Raw genomic sequence first — 15,491 nt, forward strand, 5'->3', positions numbered from 1 at the left:
CGGCGGGCGCATGGTATAGCTACGGCGTGACCTGGGCCTGGAGTGGATCTAGTTACAACGCGTTCTACACATTCAAGAGCCCGAGGGTCTGTCCGCGTTTCTGTGTAAATGGTCATCGGCTCGGTGTTCAGTTGAGTCCTAGGCGGTCGCCGTAGGTCATTGCGAGTACGTTCAGGATGCCTTTCCAGCCGGCGGTTTCGCCAGTGGGATTCTGCCGGTTGTGTTGTCGTTGTTTCGCGACGAGGTAGAGGACTTTCATTGCGGACTGCTCGTTGGGGAAGTGTCCGCGCCGGCGCACGGCCTGCCGGAATCTGGCGTTGAGCGACTCGATCGCGTTCGTCGTGTACACGATCTTGCGTAGCTCGAGGGGGAACTCGAGGAACGGGGTGAACTCGCCCCAGGCTCGCCGCCACATCTCGACCATCGCCGGATACATCGGCGTCCACTCGTCGGCGAACTCCGCGAATCGGGTTTCGGCGGCGGCGACGGTGGGCGCGTGATAGATCTCTTTGATCTCTCCGGACAGGCGTTTCCAGTGCTTCTTCGACGCGAACCGCAACGAGTTCCGCACGAGGTGGACCACGCAGGTCTGCACGGTCGTTTGCGGCCAGGTCGCCCGGATCGACTCGGGTAGCCCTTTCAGCCCGTCGCAGCAGACCACGATGACGTCCTGGACGCCCCGGTTGCGCAGCTCGGTGAGCATGTTCATCCACTGTTTCGCGCCTTCCCCGCCGGTGGGTCCGACCCACATGCCCAGCACGTCGCGGTGTCCGTCCAGATCGATGCCCATCGCCACGTACACGGGCCGGTTCCCGACCGTCCCGGCACGGATCTTCATCATGATCGCGTCGATCAGGATCACCGGATACACCGGCTCCAGGGGGCGGGCCTGCCACTCCGCCATCTCTTCAACGATCCGGTCGGTCACCGTCGAGACCAAATCGCGAGACACCTCGTCGCCGTACAGCTCGGCCAGATGCGCCGCGATATCGCCGGTCGTCATCCCTTTCGCGTAGAGCGAGAGGACGTTCTTGTCGAACCCGTCCAGCCGGCGCTGATGTTTCGCCACGATCCGCGGCTCGAACGTCCCGGCCCGATCCCGCGGCACCTGCACGGTCACCTCGCCGATCTCCGTCCGCACCGTCTTCGGGGTGGTCCCGTTCCTGCTGTTCCCCGACCCGCGACCATCGACCGCGTACCGGTCGTAGCCGAGATGGTTCGCGAGCTCGGCCTCGAGCGCCGACTGCAGCACCTGCCGCGTCAGCCCGGTCAACAACCCGTTCGGGCCGGTCAGCTCGACGCCCTCCGCCGTCGCCGTCGCGACCAGCCGCTCAGCCAGCTCGGACAAGTCCACGCCGGCCTCGACGATCTCACCCGTCCGCGAGTTCACCTGCGTGACCCGCTGCAATTCCTTACCCATGCGCGATTCTCTTCCCGCCCCGACCACAGATCGCGGCAATCACGCCGAGCCATTTACACAAAGAATCCGACAGACCCGAGCCCGAACCAAAACACCTGAGGGGCAAGCAATGAATCTGCGGCGTGTGGCTTTATTGAGTTTGCTGGGTGTCGGGGCGTTCGCGGCCGGCGCAGTGGGAGGCGCGGCGATTGCGGGTGAACCCCTTCTCCAGGCGCCCTGGGGGATTACTGCGGCGGACGGTGTTCCCTCGGAGGCAATGCCGTCACCCTCATACGCGGTCAACAACTCGGGAGACACATATGGCTCCCTAGCTGATGCGCCGGCGCCTGACCAGCAGCCAAAGCTGATCCTCGTGGTCGCTACCAACGGGCGTGAGGGATACGTGTACCGGAACGACCTTGAGGCCTCGACGGTACAGCGGCAATGAGAACATTCAAGTCCCCCGAGGATGCGCTCGCGTGGCAAGAAGAGCAGCAACGGCAGGGCGGCGGCGGCGTTATCCCGGTGTACTCATCCGACGGAATCGTCGTTATCGGTGAGTTCAGGGTCCAGGGTTGAAGCGCAGCACCAGGCGGGCTCAAGCACTCCCTGCTGCAGGGTGAGCGGCGTGCCAGATCACGCCGAGATGAGGGCCGGGCGTTCGCAAGCGCGGCCGTTGCGGCCAAGGTGTGTGCGGTTCAACACAAAGGCTCGAGACTTCTACGAACAACTGGATCTCGAGACGAGCGCCTCCCGAATCCGGAATGCGAGCATAAGGCGTGGAGGCCAGGAGGCGGCAGGTGCCCAGCCCTCATTGTGACGGTGGGGAGTTGTCGACCAACGTGAACCCAAAGCGTGGGTCACTCTTCACCCAGGGGCAAATTCCGCATCGTTACTGATCAGGCATGCCGCACGTGCTGGCAATCGGAGAACATCGGCGTCGCACGTCTTCATGGTCAGGAAGTCGAGACGGAAGCCCAGTTCGACGTCACCCATTTGATTGAATCTGACTAGGAGCTTACGTCGCCGAGTAAGCACCTCGTCGCCCGGTTTCCTGTCATCCTCGCCGGCTATGGAAGGACAGCCTGAGGCTAGGGCAGCCTCCTTGATCCTCGCTCGTCACCGCAGAAACACGCGGGTTCCACAGAGTGGGGCTGCGTCCGGTCTTCGGGGTCCGAGTGCCTCGGTGGCCGGTGTGACCCCCGCGATCTCGACGGGTTTCGCGGGCTGCGTTCGCGATTGCCCACTGACGCGGCCGCGGAGCTGACCAATAGTCTCCAGCCAGTCTCTAGGGCAAGGAGGGTCGAGGTGGCGGAATCAACTCGCGTGAGGAGAGGCGGAGTCATATCCGCGGCAGTGACTGCAGTGTTGCTTGCGGTGATGACCCCGCAGATCGCATTCGCTGCGCCGACTTGGTGGACATTCTACAACCAGTCCACGAGTCAGAACGCCGTCAAGACCAGTCAACATTGGACGTCCTTGAGCGGCGGGAAGGCTGGCCCATCCTCCGGATCAACGCCGGGCGCCTACAACGTCTACTACGTGTCCAGCAAGCAAGCATCGGGCGCACTAATTGTGAAGGCCGAAGCCACAGGGAATGCGGTCACGATCATGCATTCCGCGCGTAGCAATGCAAGGAGCGAGTGCTACTGGAACCGCTTTATCGAGGGCGTGCCGGTGTCGGGCGGGACCGCAAGCCTCCAGTGCCAGTCATACCGCGGTTGAGTCGAAGGGGAAGAACAGTGGGAACCAAGTCATATGCGATCGCTGCGACCGTAGGGTTGGCGTTGGGTGCCGGTGCGCTACTTGCGGCCGCAGCGTCAGCGAGTGCGCCCTACGGTATCGACGAGTACGATCTGGACGCCATCCAAGGGAACGCCAAGTCCTCTCCTGCTCAGGTGCCGCTGCCAGGGAACCTGGATCCCGCGATGCTCGACGGCGGCGAGGTCGATCCGTCGACTCTCCAAAGCTTCGCCTCCTCGGAAGCTGCCGAGTTTCACACGGCACTGAATCGAGACGGCGAGCTGTGCCTAGTCGCAAGTGTCGGCGGCAAGGACTGGGCCGTTGCAACCTCGTGCAGCACACCACAGCAGTTCAACGAAGACGGCATCGGCATCCGACTCGAGACGCCAACCATCGCCTTCGAGAGCTATCTGATCCCCGATGCCGTTGCCGGCAAGATCGACTTCGCCGACGTAGATGGGATCACCACGATGGTCAATGGCAATCTGGTTGTCGTCGACTCCGCTGCGACTGAAGCCGAGAGAGCAGCGATGAGCGACGAGCTCGCCACCGCCGGCGTCACTCCTCTCGAGGGAGAGTGACGCGTGGACACCCGTCGCGCTGACAAGCTACGCCGAACCCAAGTCTGGTCTGTGAGCTTGCTAATCGCGATTGCGGCCGCGATCGCCCCATCGGCGGCGTATGCCGCGACGTGGACCATTTGGCTCGAAAAGGAGGTCGCCTCCAACACTTGGCAGTCCTCCGCTTACAAGTACTACCTTGACGGAGGTCGCGCTTGGGTGACCGGCGACTACCACACGCCCAAGATCCGCACCGTTAGTACCTCGGGGGTGGTTCTGTACTCCGCAACCGGCGGGTACGGCGGGGCGATCCAGATGATTCACGCACGAGCAGTGAATGCGAAATCGTCCTGCACATTCAGCCCGTACGGAGGCGTGGCCGCGAAAACGGACATGATATGCAAGTACTACATGTAATCGTTGCGGCTTCGCTAGGCGAGCTCCTCAAAGACGGGAACTTGACGTGACATCAGATGCTCCCCGCTCTTTCCGCACCATCTTTTTGCGCGTCTCCAAGGCGCTGTGGAGGGCTATCTCCGTTGCGCTCTCAGCCGTCGCTGGGTCGCACGGCATCGCCTCGGCGGCAACTGACGACTCGAGAACAACCGGCCACTCGCGCACGCCTCGATCGGGTTGATCCGGCATTAGCCGAAATGGTCCAGCCCGATCGGGAGCGCCAGGTAATCGCAGGGACGAGCGCGACCGACAGGACCGGGAACCGCTCTGAGAACACCGAGGCCCCGCTTGCGCCGCACATTCCGCCGCCAGGAGGCCCCAGATAATCAGTTCAGAGACCTCGAACGGTTTCACCTCTTCCCCTTCGATCAGAGTGGATGCGGGGGTAGCGAGCACCTGGACGACTTTTGCGATGAAGAGGGTGAGTCCGAAGATGACCGCTGCGCGGGTGGTCCCGAGGATGGCGCTGGCTGGTGTCACCCCGGCAACGGTTGCCTGCGGCGTAGTTTCGCTCAGCTCCCCGAGCTGCCTCTCGTTGCCGCCCACGGGGAGGTTCCGATCCACCCTTGCCGACTGTCCCGTGCACAAACGCCTTCGCCTGCATACGGGGCAGAACCTGGTTACGGCTGGTTCGCCGGCGGCAAGCGGAAGCTGAGCCAAATCGAGACGCCCGCGTGAACCCGCGGTCAAATCCACACGATGAGTGTGGTCTGTCCGCTGAGTCAGACCGCGCATAGGTCAACACGACACATTGTGTCGCTGATCGTCCCGCACCGGGCGGCGCGTCAGCCTACAGACAGGGTCGGACGCATCATGCACAATAAGGGAATGGGGAGTCGTGTCGTGCTCAGCGAGGTGGGGCCATCCGCCGGACTCACGATCACTGACGGTGAAAGCCGTGGCCTCGCCCATGCTCATAGTCTCCACTTCGGCAGCCAAGACCTCGTTCGCGTCGCCGGATTCGCGGCTCGCAGCGGCTTCACCCTTGTGCGCTTCTACCTTGCCGACGCCTATCTTCAGCCTCTGCCAGCGGGTGAGGATGAAGAACTGTCGGACGAGCTCGTTGAGATCTTCCAGCGTGACGGTGACCGTGAGGTCGTCGCAGCCCTGGACGACGACTTCGATGGGCTTTTCGTTGTGGGCATCGAATTGCGCTCCCATGCAACGGGCCTCAGCATGCTGCTGCGACGTAAGGGGTACATCGATACCCCCGTCAAAGACGAAGCGACCACCCTCCTGACCGCGGCGTGGCAGAAGTTGCATCTGACGTGAGCGTGCGATGGGAGCCGGGTGGCCGCATCTTCACCGTGGCCACAGAGGCTGCCAAGGTCGCAGTCGTCACATGGGGTGTACTCGGGCTCGACGAGCAGCTTGAGGCGGTGCTGTCCTCCTGGCCGCTCCCTGCCCGTTATGCGCTGGCTGCGGTCGTTGGAGCGCTTATCCTCGAAGTCGTCCTCGCGTTTGTCGTCGGACCACCGCGCATCCAGGTCGACTGGACCGAGCCGGGGAACCCCCGGGATCTCACGGAGATCCTCGTTCGCCCCTCTGCGCGTCGACCCAGCACTGGAGTATTCGGGATTGACGTGGAGATTCCACACACGAGTGTGATCGGAATGCTCATCTTGCGTGCTTTGATGGCCTTCCGGCCGACGCTGTCCATTCGGATAGACACTGCACCGATGACTCCAGACGTGAAAAGCTCTCGCGTCCGTGACAACGCTGCGACGATTACCGCCAACGACGGCACGCATGGCTTCGACGTGGACCTGGGGGCGGCGCTCAGCCGTCCCGGACACTGGCACGAGGCGAAGGTGATTTGGACTTGTGACGAATTGCGCGACGACACAACATACAACATCGACTACAGGTGGGTTCATCGCTCGCTCTTGGTGCGACTCCTGCTGTGGACTTGCGTCCGAAAGCGGCGAAACGTTGATGTTGTGCGAATGGTAAGAAAGTGAAATGCCCGTACTGAGCAACGACGCTGTCAAGGTGACACCCGTTACCTGCCGCACCGATATGACCCTGAAGGAAATCCGTGACGCGTTGGCCAGCCGGCCCCCGAAGCGAGCCGACTATGTAGGCGGTTGGGCGAGTACGAACAACAATGCGTCGAACATGGGTCTCGTCAACGCGACACCACCGGCATCCGAACCCGAACTGGTCCCCGACGGCGACTACCCCGAGATGATCCGGGCAAGGTACTACTACTGGACCGCGATGCCCAGCGCAGTATCCACCATCGCTACCACAGCAAACGATGACTTCCGCGTGCTGCACGGGATGGACGTCGTGATCACCCAGGCTGGCTCGGGGCGCGTCTCGATCCTCGTGTCCAGTCGCAGTAGCGTGCTGATTCGTCGACGCGACGGCGCGATCCGGTCTCTCGAACGGCTGTTCCGTGAGCGCGACGACACGATCCGCGCCGATTTCTCAACCTCCGCGCTCGCTCTCGACAGCGACGACATCTTCCTCTGGCTCGCGCACAAGGTGTCTACTCAGCCGCAGATTGACCACCAGATCCGACTCGACGTCCTCACCGGGATCAGCAACACGGACTCCGCCCAGCGCACCGCCGATCTTCGCCTCGGTGTCGACTTCGAACGACCCAACTTCCTCACCGCCGTCGCGGAGCTCGACACCCTCGGCCCCATCGAACTGTCTTTCCGTAACGAGACAGCAGCCGGGAAGAGCACTTTCAAGCTCAAGCTCCACCTGGACGGTGGGTTCGAGATCCACAAGTCCGGGATCTCCTACCCATATTTCTCCAGCTCGGAAGAGTTGATGCTTGACGCGTCCTACGAGCTTGCGTTCGACCTCATCCCTCGCATCAACCGAATTTACGGCGATGACACCGCGTGGCCCGAGCGTCGCACCCAGGTGATCATGGACGCCATGGATGCACTTCAGACCCGGTACGCGAAGCAGCTCGGCGACCTCCGCGCGCGTCTCGAGGCACCAACCCCCTGACAGCGATCGCGGGACCCTCTCATCCGTTTGAGTGAAAGGTCGTCGCGAGTTCTGACGCCGCGGGCGTAACTTCCACGGCGTCGGGATGACCAAACCGGCTCCGCAGCCTCCCGGTCGCGGCGAGTAGAGAACCGCTGGGACGGCAACCCGACACCGGCCGGAGCGGCGGTGCTGGGCAGCCGCTGACCCAACAACGTGGTCACGCCGCCTCCGAGTGGATCCCCGACGTTTTTCCCTTACCGGGAACCTTGGCCGGCGGGTGCCGGGTGGGCGGAGTTGCGGTCAGCGTGGTAAGCGTCCTCGACCTCGACCAGCTTGACGGTCCGCCAGGGCCGCGCTGACGGATCACCTCGGTCCCTTACAGGTTGTTGACCGCCTCCGCCATCGCGTTGTCGAAGCCGTCGACGACGGTCCCGGCGGAGAAACGGTGCAGATTTCGACGATCCGCTCCGCGTAGCCCGTCGCTGTGCTTCGACTCGTGGGTCGCGTGATGGTTCAACCGATCCAGCCGCCTGCCGATTCCCCACGCGGTCATGTCCCGCGCACGCAACGGCAGGATCACGGAGCGCAACGTCCCACGGCGCGCGTCCTTTCGAGCAGATGGACTCTCGCGGGCCACCCGAACGAGACCCGCTCTGTGGGTCTGATGGGTCCAGTTGCACCGCCGGCCTGGCTCGAGGAGGTGCGCCACCCGCCTTCCATGCGTTGGGCGATCTATTGAAAGAGTGCCCGCAACTCGGTCTGAGTCACCGTCAGCTCGGGATCTGTGTGCGAGACGTACGTGGTCCCGATAATGTCGAAGGCCCCAGCGTCGCCACCGACGATCGCGGCTGGAGCGTCGTCATACTCGGCGAGGAACACCAATATCGTCTGGCCCACTATGAGCGGGCTAATACCGTCCTCACTGTACGTGACACCGTCCAGGGTGCCGCCGAGTTGCTGAATGTGGATTGTCTCGCCCGACTCCACTGGACCCGCGAACACCTCGCCAACGATTGCTTCGTAGACGGTTATTGGCACGACGCCTTCGCCGGGTTCGGGTGTCTCATCTGTACCGGCGTATGGGTTTATCTGGGGATCGTCGCTTCCATAATCCGGGTAGAGGAGGGCCTCTTCATGTTCACCGATCGTCACCTCGGCGACGATATCTGCTGCCTCGACAAGCCGTGCCGCACTGTCGTAAGCGGGGTAGTCAGCTGAAATGACGGCGGTATCTGGTGCATCGATGCTCTCGCTCGAGCATGAAGCCAGGGTGACCGTGGCGGCAAGGATTGCGAGAGTTCCGCCTATCGAGGCGTTCCTGTGGAGCATTGCCGGTCCTTTTCCCTTAGAAATGCGCATTGATGTCTGCCCAGTCGTAGGTCGTGGGCGCGACAAGAGTGTTGCGGTTCCGACTGTGCTTCATCAGCGAGGCGCTGGAGGTAGTCGGGTCATCCTTCAGGCAGAACCCGTGGCCGAGCTCGTGCGCGAAGACGCTGCGGACAAAGTTGGCGAAGTTCGTAGCGTCTGCGGTGATTGTTCGTGTGTTCATCTGGATGAACTTTCGCCGGCTCGAACTTGTGTAGGTGTAGTACCCATACCAGGTTGCTGAGTATGACGCCGCGGTCACGCTGCTCGTCGTCGAGCTGTTGTGGTAGATATTCAGGAGCGCACTAGTGTTCCACGTATTTCGGGCCGTGTTCATCGGAGTCTCCCAGGTGGAGTTGTAACTGCTCCACGATTGGATGGGCCATGAGCCGAGCCCCTCGCAGAGGCTTCCTTGATATGTTGCGTGCGCCTGGGCGGGCGCCAGCATGGCCGCGACCAAGGCGGCAGCGACGACGACCCGTGCGCCCAACCTTCGCCGGGCCTGCGCGTCTCGAACACCATCGTTCGTCATTTGCCGAACCTCCTGAGTGGTAGAGGGCGGGATCCCCGATACCGGGCGAGCTGAGACTAAGATCCCGAGTCGCGCATGCTCAAGGGCATCCATCCGCTGCAGAACACAAGCCCTTCTGCCGTATCGCGACGAGCCGCCGCGTCTCCCCTCTGTTCTCGGCCGTCGGTGGCACCATGTCCCGGGAGACGGTTACCCGGGGCCCGAATAAATCCCCATCCGGGTTTCACTCATTGGGATGATCGCCGGAAGGTCGATTGACGGGTAGGCGAGGCCGAGGGGACCTCCGCACTGCGACGTATGCCATCGCGCGGGGGGAAGGCGTTAGGCACCTGTTGTCGTACGGCGGTCGGGAGTCCGCCGCGCATTACCCAAGCGCGAGCGCGCCTTTAGGGAGGTGCCTATTGCGCAGGCGATTGCAGCGCCGCAAGGACTTGCTCCGCGACCTCCACCGGGTCGAGTCCGCCCAGCTTGCTCGCGGTGGGAGCGACCGCCCAGGCGACGTGCGCCGACGCAAGCGAGCGTCAAACGAAGGCGTGTTGCTCTTCGGACACCCGAGTCGCAGTGTCGGTGGTTGCTGTCTCGTCGGGGAGACGAAGCGCCGGCCTTCGAGCAGGGTGACTGTCCCGAAGGCCGGGATCCCGAGATCCTTCGCAAGCCTTTGCTGCGCCAAATCATCAGACCACGGCGGCCCCTTGTCGGCCGGCAACTTCGAGTGAGGAGACCCACGCTGAGAGTCCGAGACCTTTCAACTTGCTCGCGAAGATCAGTTGGCCGCCGACATCGATGGGCAACAGGCATCGAGAGCATAGGGACCACGTCAGACGCTCCCGGACAGGCCCTGCGGGCAGGTCACAGACCGGGCGCTGGGTTGGTGAGGCCGATGCGCCCGGAGCCGTGCAGAGTTCCTGGGACTGCCGTCGCCAATGGCGTCCTTCCGGTCGCGGCCAACTCGGCCTGACGAGTTCACAAGTCGCGCGCAGCGCGCTCGGACTAGAGACCGCGCCCGGGGCTGCTGTGTTGACGCATGTCGAATTTCCCAGGATTTCCTGCTCGTCCGGTATCGCTTCGCCGGCCCGTGCCGACCGTTGCATCGGATAGTGGGATGGTCAATCCCGGTTCTTGCCAACCGCGGGCCGAAGCGTTCGCAGCGATCGCATCAACGACCTTCACGATGGCTGGGTCGTTGCCGAGGATCGCTGCGGCGTCAGTTGCTGCCTGGTCGAATGCTGCGGTGATACCGCCGAGGATCTCCCGCACTCGGGCCTGTGCCAGGTCCTGGTCCAGATCCAGTTTGCGGGCAGCGATGAGGAGCGCTGCCTCACCGATGCGATCCATGGTGTACTCCCCGTCGATAGACATCGCGAGCTTCGGGGAGGTTCCGGCCGGCATCGGATAGGGAGCGTGAGTGCCGAGGTCGTACAGCGGGGCAAGCGAAGCACGCGTCTGATTGAGCATGAGTGAGTAGTTCTTCGCGTGTGCGTCCGTTCCCACTGCGGCGAGGTTGAAGACAAGCGCATCGAAGAACTGTGCCGCGTTGTTCACTCGGTCCTCACGCTCGGGCAGACTCCGGAACAATTCGGCGATGCGAGCGATTCCAGGGCCGCCGTCACTCTGGTACTTCTGATCCGGGTTGATGCCGAGCGCCTGGCAGATGTCCTCTTGATGCAGTCGCGCCCAGCGCCCGTCGTTTTTCGCCCGGTCGTATCGCTTCGAGATGAAGACGTTGTCGCCGAGCGCGGTGGTCGCGAGTTCGCTGTCCGCGACCGTCATTCCCAGATGCCTGGCCGCAGCCATGGTCATGAACTCGTTGACGTGATGTTCGGTATAGGGCGCGACAGCTGGCTTGATGATGTACGTCGTAGGTGTCGAGTCCAGCGGTGTCGCCCATTGCCCCTGTTCTGTTCGGAACAGGGCGGTCTTCGGCTGCGCGCCAGGGAGGGACCATCGTCCGGCGCGGCGCACCCCCCATGTGGCTGCATTGCTGATGAGGTCTCGGACGATCTCTCCGAAGTCCTGGTCATCATGCAGTTGGAGGTCACCCGTCCGCGTTGCCGCATCGGTGCTTTCGGCGCCTTCAGGGAGCAGCTGCACTGCGCCGGCCGCGTCGCGTCCGATGTGAGTAAGGATGGCGAAGGGATTCCGGTGAGAGACGTGATACTCCGCACCGAGTTCACGGAGCCGCCCGTCGCTGTCGGGCAGCAGACCCTTGAGGTACGCGCTTGCAGGAGCGTTCTTGTGTGTTGCGCGGGTGAGCGGCATGGAGAGCGAGATCGGCGTCGTACCCCTCTGCTGCCGGTACTCCTCGTCATATGTGAAACTGAGCGCCCCCTGCGTCGTCTGGACGAAAGTGCCCACATGCACTCCGTCCAGATATGCGTTCAGTTCACCGGCCATCTTCGACGCTCATCTCAAGGTTCAGAGCGCTCAGGACCCACAGCACCCGGTGCAGGGTCACGGTGCTCTTCCCTCGCTCGAACCGGTTGAGCCAGTCACGCGTGACCCCCGACTCATCAGCGAGCTGCTGCTGGGACATGCCGAGCTTCTCCCGCCTCTCTGCGACAAGTGCGCCAAGATCGGCTCCTCGAGTGACTCTCATCATTTCTCCCTATGGGATGAACCCCATACCTGAAAGAGTGGGATAAATCCCACTATACCTGAAGTGGGAAATATCCCACTTGTATGAGTGTGGGATGAATCCCACACTCATATATGCGCGGTGGGGTTCAGGGATCGTCGCTCTGCGCCGTGGGCAGGCTATCGGAGCAGCATGAGGAGTCGTCCGCAGCCGTGACGCCTCGGCTCATCGTGACCGTCAACCTGCCCGATACGGGTGCTTCGAGGTCGTGACGACCACTGACTCCGCCCAGCTGTATCCACCGCCGTTCATGGGGTCGACCGGGCTGGCGTCGACTTGATAGCCACGACCGAGAAGCAGCCACCGCACCGAGTCAACCGCGATGGCCGGAGCGTTAGGGGTCAAACGGACTGCGCGAACCGGGAGTGGGGGTGCCACTCGGGGATCGGTTGCAGGGCGCCCCACGCGGGAGAAGTCGCCACCCTCAAGTGCGGGCGCGGGCTCATGGGTCGACGGCCTGCGCCGGCCGGGTGCGGCTTCGAATCTCCTAGCGAGACCCCCAGCTCGGGCGCACCAGATCCATGACATGCTGTCGTGCGTCGCCCTCGGCCAGGTAGGCCTGAGTGCTGGCGGGCGCCAAAAGTGTCGGTGTCATGAGGGCGTACGCACCCCCGCCCGCCTCTTCTACACCGAGCGACGGGTGCCAATCGCGCCGCCTTTGCGGGCGATGCCCTCCTTTCGGCCTCGAGGAATCAGGTTGTACCTCGGTGAGCACGACTCCCGCGGCGGGAGTATCGACGCGTTGGCACAGCACGACAACGTCGAGTACCCCGCATAGGGGTGGGCATGACAGCGTTCAGCAGCCCGAGCTACCCCGACCCAGAACTCGAAAACCACCGCGAGCCGGCTTTCGAATACTCCGAAGTCAGCATCACGGAATTCCCGTCTGACCTGGGCCGTGGAAAAATCTCGAGGTCGTCGTGGAAAACGCCTGGGGAGGCTTCTCCGGAGCCCTTGTCCCCGTTGGGATCGGGGATTTCGACACACGGCCACAGCGGGCCGTGTTCTTTTATGAACGGCTCAGTGTTCGTTTATTGCGAGCGAAACCGGCAGGAGACCAGTTCTCCCGCCGGTTTCGTCGTTTCAGGCGCGGTTTCGGCGCCCGATTCAGGATCCGGGCTGGCTGGACCAACACGAGCAGGCCCTCGTGGGCCTGTGTGGTTCGTGTTCTGTTCGGGGAGTGCACGCCGCGCTAGAGGTGCGGTATCGGGTTGTCGTGCTCGTCGTATCGTCGAAGGTTCCGAAGTGTCGTCTCACCGAGCGCGGCGATTGCGGCGTTATCCGTGCATTACACGCAACTATCTTTCAGGTCGTACGAGATCGACCCAGTCGTCGTGTGAAAGGTTCCGGCTTCCTCGTACGTGATTACGAGCGCATCAGTGTGGGCGACCTCTTCGGTTCGTTTCACCTTGGCGACGACGTTCACCTTCCCAATCGGCGCTGCGGCCCCCGGCAACGGAACTCTGGTCGACCACACTGGGTCATCATTCGAGAGTAGCTCGGAGGTCCAAATCACGGATTGTCCGGTCCGCACCGGGATGATGACGTCTTCGACGACCTCGATTCCGATGCCATCCTTCAACTCCAATGACTCGAAGACGATCTCGGTATCCGATGGCACCGTTGCCTGCATCCCTAGAAGGAGTTCTCCGCCCACTTCAAGCGGGGCACACAACTCGACCGGATCGGTTCCGATGCTCAGGCTCCCCGGTCCCGGCTGAGTGCAGCCATCTAAAACCAAGGCGAGGGCTCCAAGCAACAGCGGTCCGGTCCGTCCCCAAGCGTCCCGGCGTTGCCAGAGAGCGCGCCATCCCCTGACGCCATCCCCTGACGCTGGCACCCGCCGCTGGTGCATGCCGTCATAGTGGACGGCTACGGCGTTCAAGTCAACCGGCGAATCCTGGCGGCGGGAACTGGCTCGGAGAAAAGCTCGAAGTGGGCACTCAGGCAGATGGGGATCGGGGTTTGCTCAACGGCGATTGTCACCTTTGTCGAATCGGCCGTCGTGTTTGGCGAACCTATTGATGAGGTTGCGCTTAGCCAACATGAGGAGGTATTCCCTGGAATCTCCGTTAGTGTGTACTCGACTATCGAGGATATGCGTGGGATCGGGAGCGCCCCCGAGACGTTCAATTACGACATCACGAGCTTTGGTTCGAGCATCAAGCTGCCGTGCGCAACTTCCGTGGCCGAGACGGAATAGCATCGCGCCGTCTAGCGGTCGCTTCGGTCTCCCACTCTCGGTTGGGGTGGCAGCTGCAGGGGGTCAGAAGGCAACGAGCTTCCGATTTGTGAGTTCTCGTCGGGGCGACGTTCGAAAGGTGTCTTCTGAGTTCGACCTAGATAGATGTCCTGGACCTGATCGTAAGTCTTGGCCACCGTCCTGGTGGTGGAACGTGGAGCGCGGACGGCACGAACAACGATGGCGACCGCGATCAGTGCCCATGCCGCGAGACTGAACCAGGGTGCGAGCGGCGACTGGCTGGCAATTGCAACCGCCCACAGAACGATAACGATCAAGGTGATCGCGACTACGAGTATGCGTCTGCGCATCTTGTCTCTCCTAGTCCGACTCTACATCGCCCCTTTCTAGTCGGCACGGCTATCGCCCAGCGCGACGGTTGCACTGCCACGAGTTCCCATTGGCGCGTCTGGGACTCCAACGATCGGATGAACGATGAGCGGAGAACATTCGGGTGAGGCACGAGCGAACATGACGTTCCACTGTTGACGAGCGGGGACGGGAGTGAGCTCCGTCGCTCAGCGGCTGCCGCGCACCAGTCGCGAGGATCGTGCCGACGTCTGCATCAATGCCCGGTGTTCGGAGGCAGTTCGTAAGGAGTCGCTCAGCTGTAACGACCTAGAGATGAACGTCACATTCGATGACGGCAGACGAATGAAAGAGGACTCGATGAAGAGATTCGTACAGGTAGGCGTATCTACGCTGGTCGGACTGACATTGGCAGTGACGGCGACGACTGTAGCGCCGTCGGCCGCTCTCGCGACGACGGATGACGAGGAGAGAGCTTCGTTTGTCGCGTCAGCCTCGGAGATCATGGGTTGGTCCGAGGCTGAAGCGCAAGCGGCATGGGCAGATCCCGATATCCGGGCGATTACCCCGACCGACGTCATCACGACGACGACCGAGACCGACAGTCGGCCCGCTGCGAGCGATCGGGCCGCTCTAGCCAAGGAGATCGGGGCCGTGGCCGCGGCAGCTACTCAGCAGAAGACGATATCGACGACACGCAAGTACACCGGTATCGCTGGGACGCTGTTTAGCCTTACCTCCAAGAAGACCTTCCTGTACAACGGAGTTCGGGTCTGGCACGACGCGGTTATTGTGAGCTACACCCAAGAATGGTGGTCGTTCGACAGTATGGTGCTCTCGACCGATCAGTACGGTGCAATTGGCGGTGTCGCAAACAGCAAGACGGTGTCGCAGCGTGCGGCGAAGTTCTACTTTGCGGTGACCGGGGAGTATCTGTCGATCGGCATCACCCAAGAGGGGCGGTACAACGGCGTGACGAACTGGAGCACGTGGTGACACAGCACGCTCAGGCCTCAAGGGGGACCGCGAGGGCTCTGCTCCTGGCGGCTTGGCTCACCCTCGGGCTCGTCTGCCTCTTCGTGATACACGGTGTGATCTACTTCGCCGTCGTCACGGTGGCTGCTCTTGCAGTGAGCCTTTGGCGGCGAGACCCGTTTGCGTGGCTTTACGGCACAGCGACTTTGTTGCTAATCGTCCTGTACGTGGCTCTCGGACCCCATTTCGGTGCGTTCGTTGATCTCACCGCCGTGACTTCTTAGCGGGGGTTGCGTTGGCTGACCCGGCCGGGTCAGCCAACG

The 15,491-nt window shown here is 62.5% G+C and carries 14 protein-coding genes; 6 read left to right on the forward strand and 8 right to left on the reverse strand.

The window, feature by feature from the left end:
* Positions 1 to 127: 127 nt before the first annotated feature.
* Together OAW74_RS14240 and OAW74_RS14245 are read right to left on the reverse strand one after the other, a co-directional pair.
* The gene (locus tag OAW74_RS14240; RefSeq protein ID WP_262875053.1) at positions 128 to 1,420 is read right to left on the reverse strand and encodes an IS256 family transposase; all 1,293 of its coding nucleotides are present in this window, start codon (positions 1,418 to 1,420) and stop codon (positions 128 to 130) included.
* Positions 1,421 to 2,266: 846 nt separating this feature from the next.
* Positions 2,267 to 2,395 carry a hypothetical protein gene (locus OAW74_RS14245; RefSeq protein ID WP_262875054.1) on the reverse strand — a complete coding sequence of 43 codons (129 nt, stop codon included), beginning with the start codon at positions 2,393 to 2,395 and terminating at the stop codon, positions 2,267 to 2,269.
* 384 nt (positions 2,396 to 2,779) lie between these two features.
* Between OAW74_RS14245 and OAW74_RS14250 the strand changes: the two genes are divergently transcribed.
* The 5 genes from OAW74_RS14250 (at position 2,780) to OAW74_RS14270 (ending at position 7,128) form a co-directional block, all read left to right on the forward strand.
* A complete protein-coding gene (locus tag OAW74_RS14250; RefSeq protein WP_262875055.1) occupies positions 2,780 to 3,124 on the forward strand; it encodes a hypothetical protein in 345 nt (114 codons plus the stop codon).
* 17 nt (positions 3,125 to 3,141) lie between these two features.
* Complete coding sequence (locus tag OAW74_RS14255; RefSeq protein ID WP_262875056.1) at positions 3,142 to 3,723, forward strand: hypothetical protein; 582 nt, start codon at positions 3,142 to 3,144, stop codon at positions 3,721 to 3,723.
* Between the two features lie 1,278 nt (positions 3,724 to 5,001).
* A complete protein-coding gene (locus tag OAW74_RS14260; protein ID WP_262875057.1) occupies positions 5,002 to 5,430 on the forward strand; it encodes a hypothetical protein in 429 nt (142 codons plus the stop codon).
* Complete coding sequence (locus tag OAW74_RS14265; RefSeq protein ID WP_262875058.1) at positions 5,427 to 6,119, forward strand: hypothetical protein; 693 nt, start codon at positions 5,427 to 5,429, stop codon at positions 6,117 to 6,119. Before OAW74_RS14260 ends, OAW74_RS14265 begins: the two co-directional genes overlap by 4 nt.
* 1 nt (position 6,120) lies before the next feature.
* Positions 6,121 to 7,128 carry a hypothetical protein gene (locus OAW74_RS14270; RefSeq protein ID WP_262875059.1) on the forward strand — a complete coding sequence of 336 codons (1,008 nt, stop codon included), beginning with the start codon at positions 6,121 to 6,123 and terminating at the stop codon, positions 7,126 to 7,128.
* Positions 7,129 to 7,486: 358 nt separating this feature from the next.
* Here OAW74_RS14270 and OAW74_RS14275 read toward each other — a convergent pair whose 3' ends face one another.
* From OAW74_RS14275 to OAW74_RS14300, 6 genes are all read right to left on the reverse strand, one after another.
* Positions 7,487 to 7,690 (reverse strand): hypothetical protein, encoded by a 204-nt coding sequence (locus tag OAW74_RS14275; RefSeq protein ID WP_262875060.1) that lies wholly within the window; start codon positions 7,688 to 7,690, stop codon positions 7,487 to 7,489.
* A gap of 152 nt (positions 7,691 to 7,842) precedes the next feature.
* Entirely contained in the window at positions 7,843 to 8,439 is a 597-nt protein-coding gene (locus OAW74_RS14280; RefSeq protein ID WP_262875061.1) for a hypothetical protein, read from the reverse strand.
* Positions 8,440 to 8,455: 16 nt separating this feature from the next.
* Positions 8,456 to 9,007, reverse strand: coding sequence for a hypothetical protein (locus OAW74_RS14285; RefSeq protein WP_262875062.1), 552 nt, complete (start codon positions 9,005 to 9,007; stop codon positions 8,456 to 8,458).
* 990 nt (positions 9,008 to 9,997) lie between these two features.
* Positions 9,998 to 11,401, reverse strand: a complete 1,404-nt coding sequence (locus OAW74_RS14290; RefSeq protein WP_262875063.1) for a HipA domain-containing protein — start codon at positions 11,399 to 11,401, stop codon at positions 9,998 to 10,000.
* Positions 11,391 to 11,606: a helix-turn-helix domain-containing protein gene (locus tag OAW74_RS14295; RefSeq protein ID WP_316250230.1), complete on the reverse strand. Its 216-nt coding sequence runs from the start codon at positions 11,604 to 11,606 to the stop codon at positions 11,391 to 11,393. Before OAW74_RS14295 ends, OAW74_RS14290 begins: the two co-directional genes overlap by 11 nt.
* A 1,324-nt stretch (positions 11,607 to 12,930) precedes the next feature.
* Entirely contained in the window at positions 12,931 to 13,497 is a 567-nt protein-coding gene (locus OAW74_RS14300) for a hypothetical protein (RefSeq protein WP_262875065.1), read from the reverse strand.
* 1,011 nt (positions 13,498 to 14,508) lie between these two features.
* Between OAW74_RS14300 and OAW74_RS14305 the strand changes: the two genes are divergently transcribed.
* The gene (locus OAW74_RS14305) at positions 14,509 to 15,189 is read left to right on the forward strand and encodes a hypothetical protein (RefSeq protein ID WP_262875066.1); all 681 of its coding nucleotides are present in this window, start codon (positions 14,509 to 14,511) and stop codon (positions 15,187 to 15,189) included.
* Positions 15,190 to 15,491 lie beyond the last annotated feature (302 nt).

The sequence above is a fragment of the Microbacterium fluvii genome, assembly GCF_025515205.1.
Taxonomy (GTDB): Bacteria; Actinomycetota; Actinomycetes; order Actinomycetales; family Microbacteriaceae; genus Microbacterium; species Microbacterium fluvii.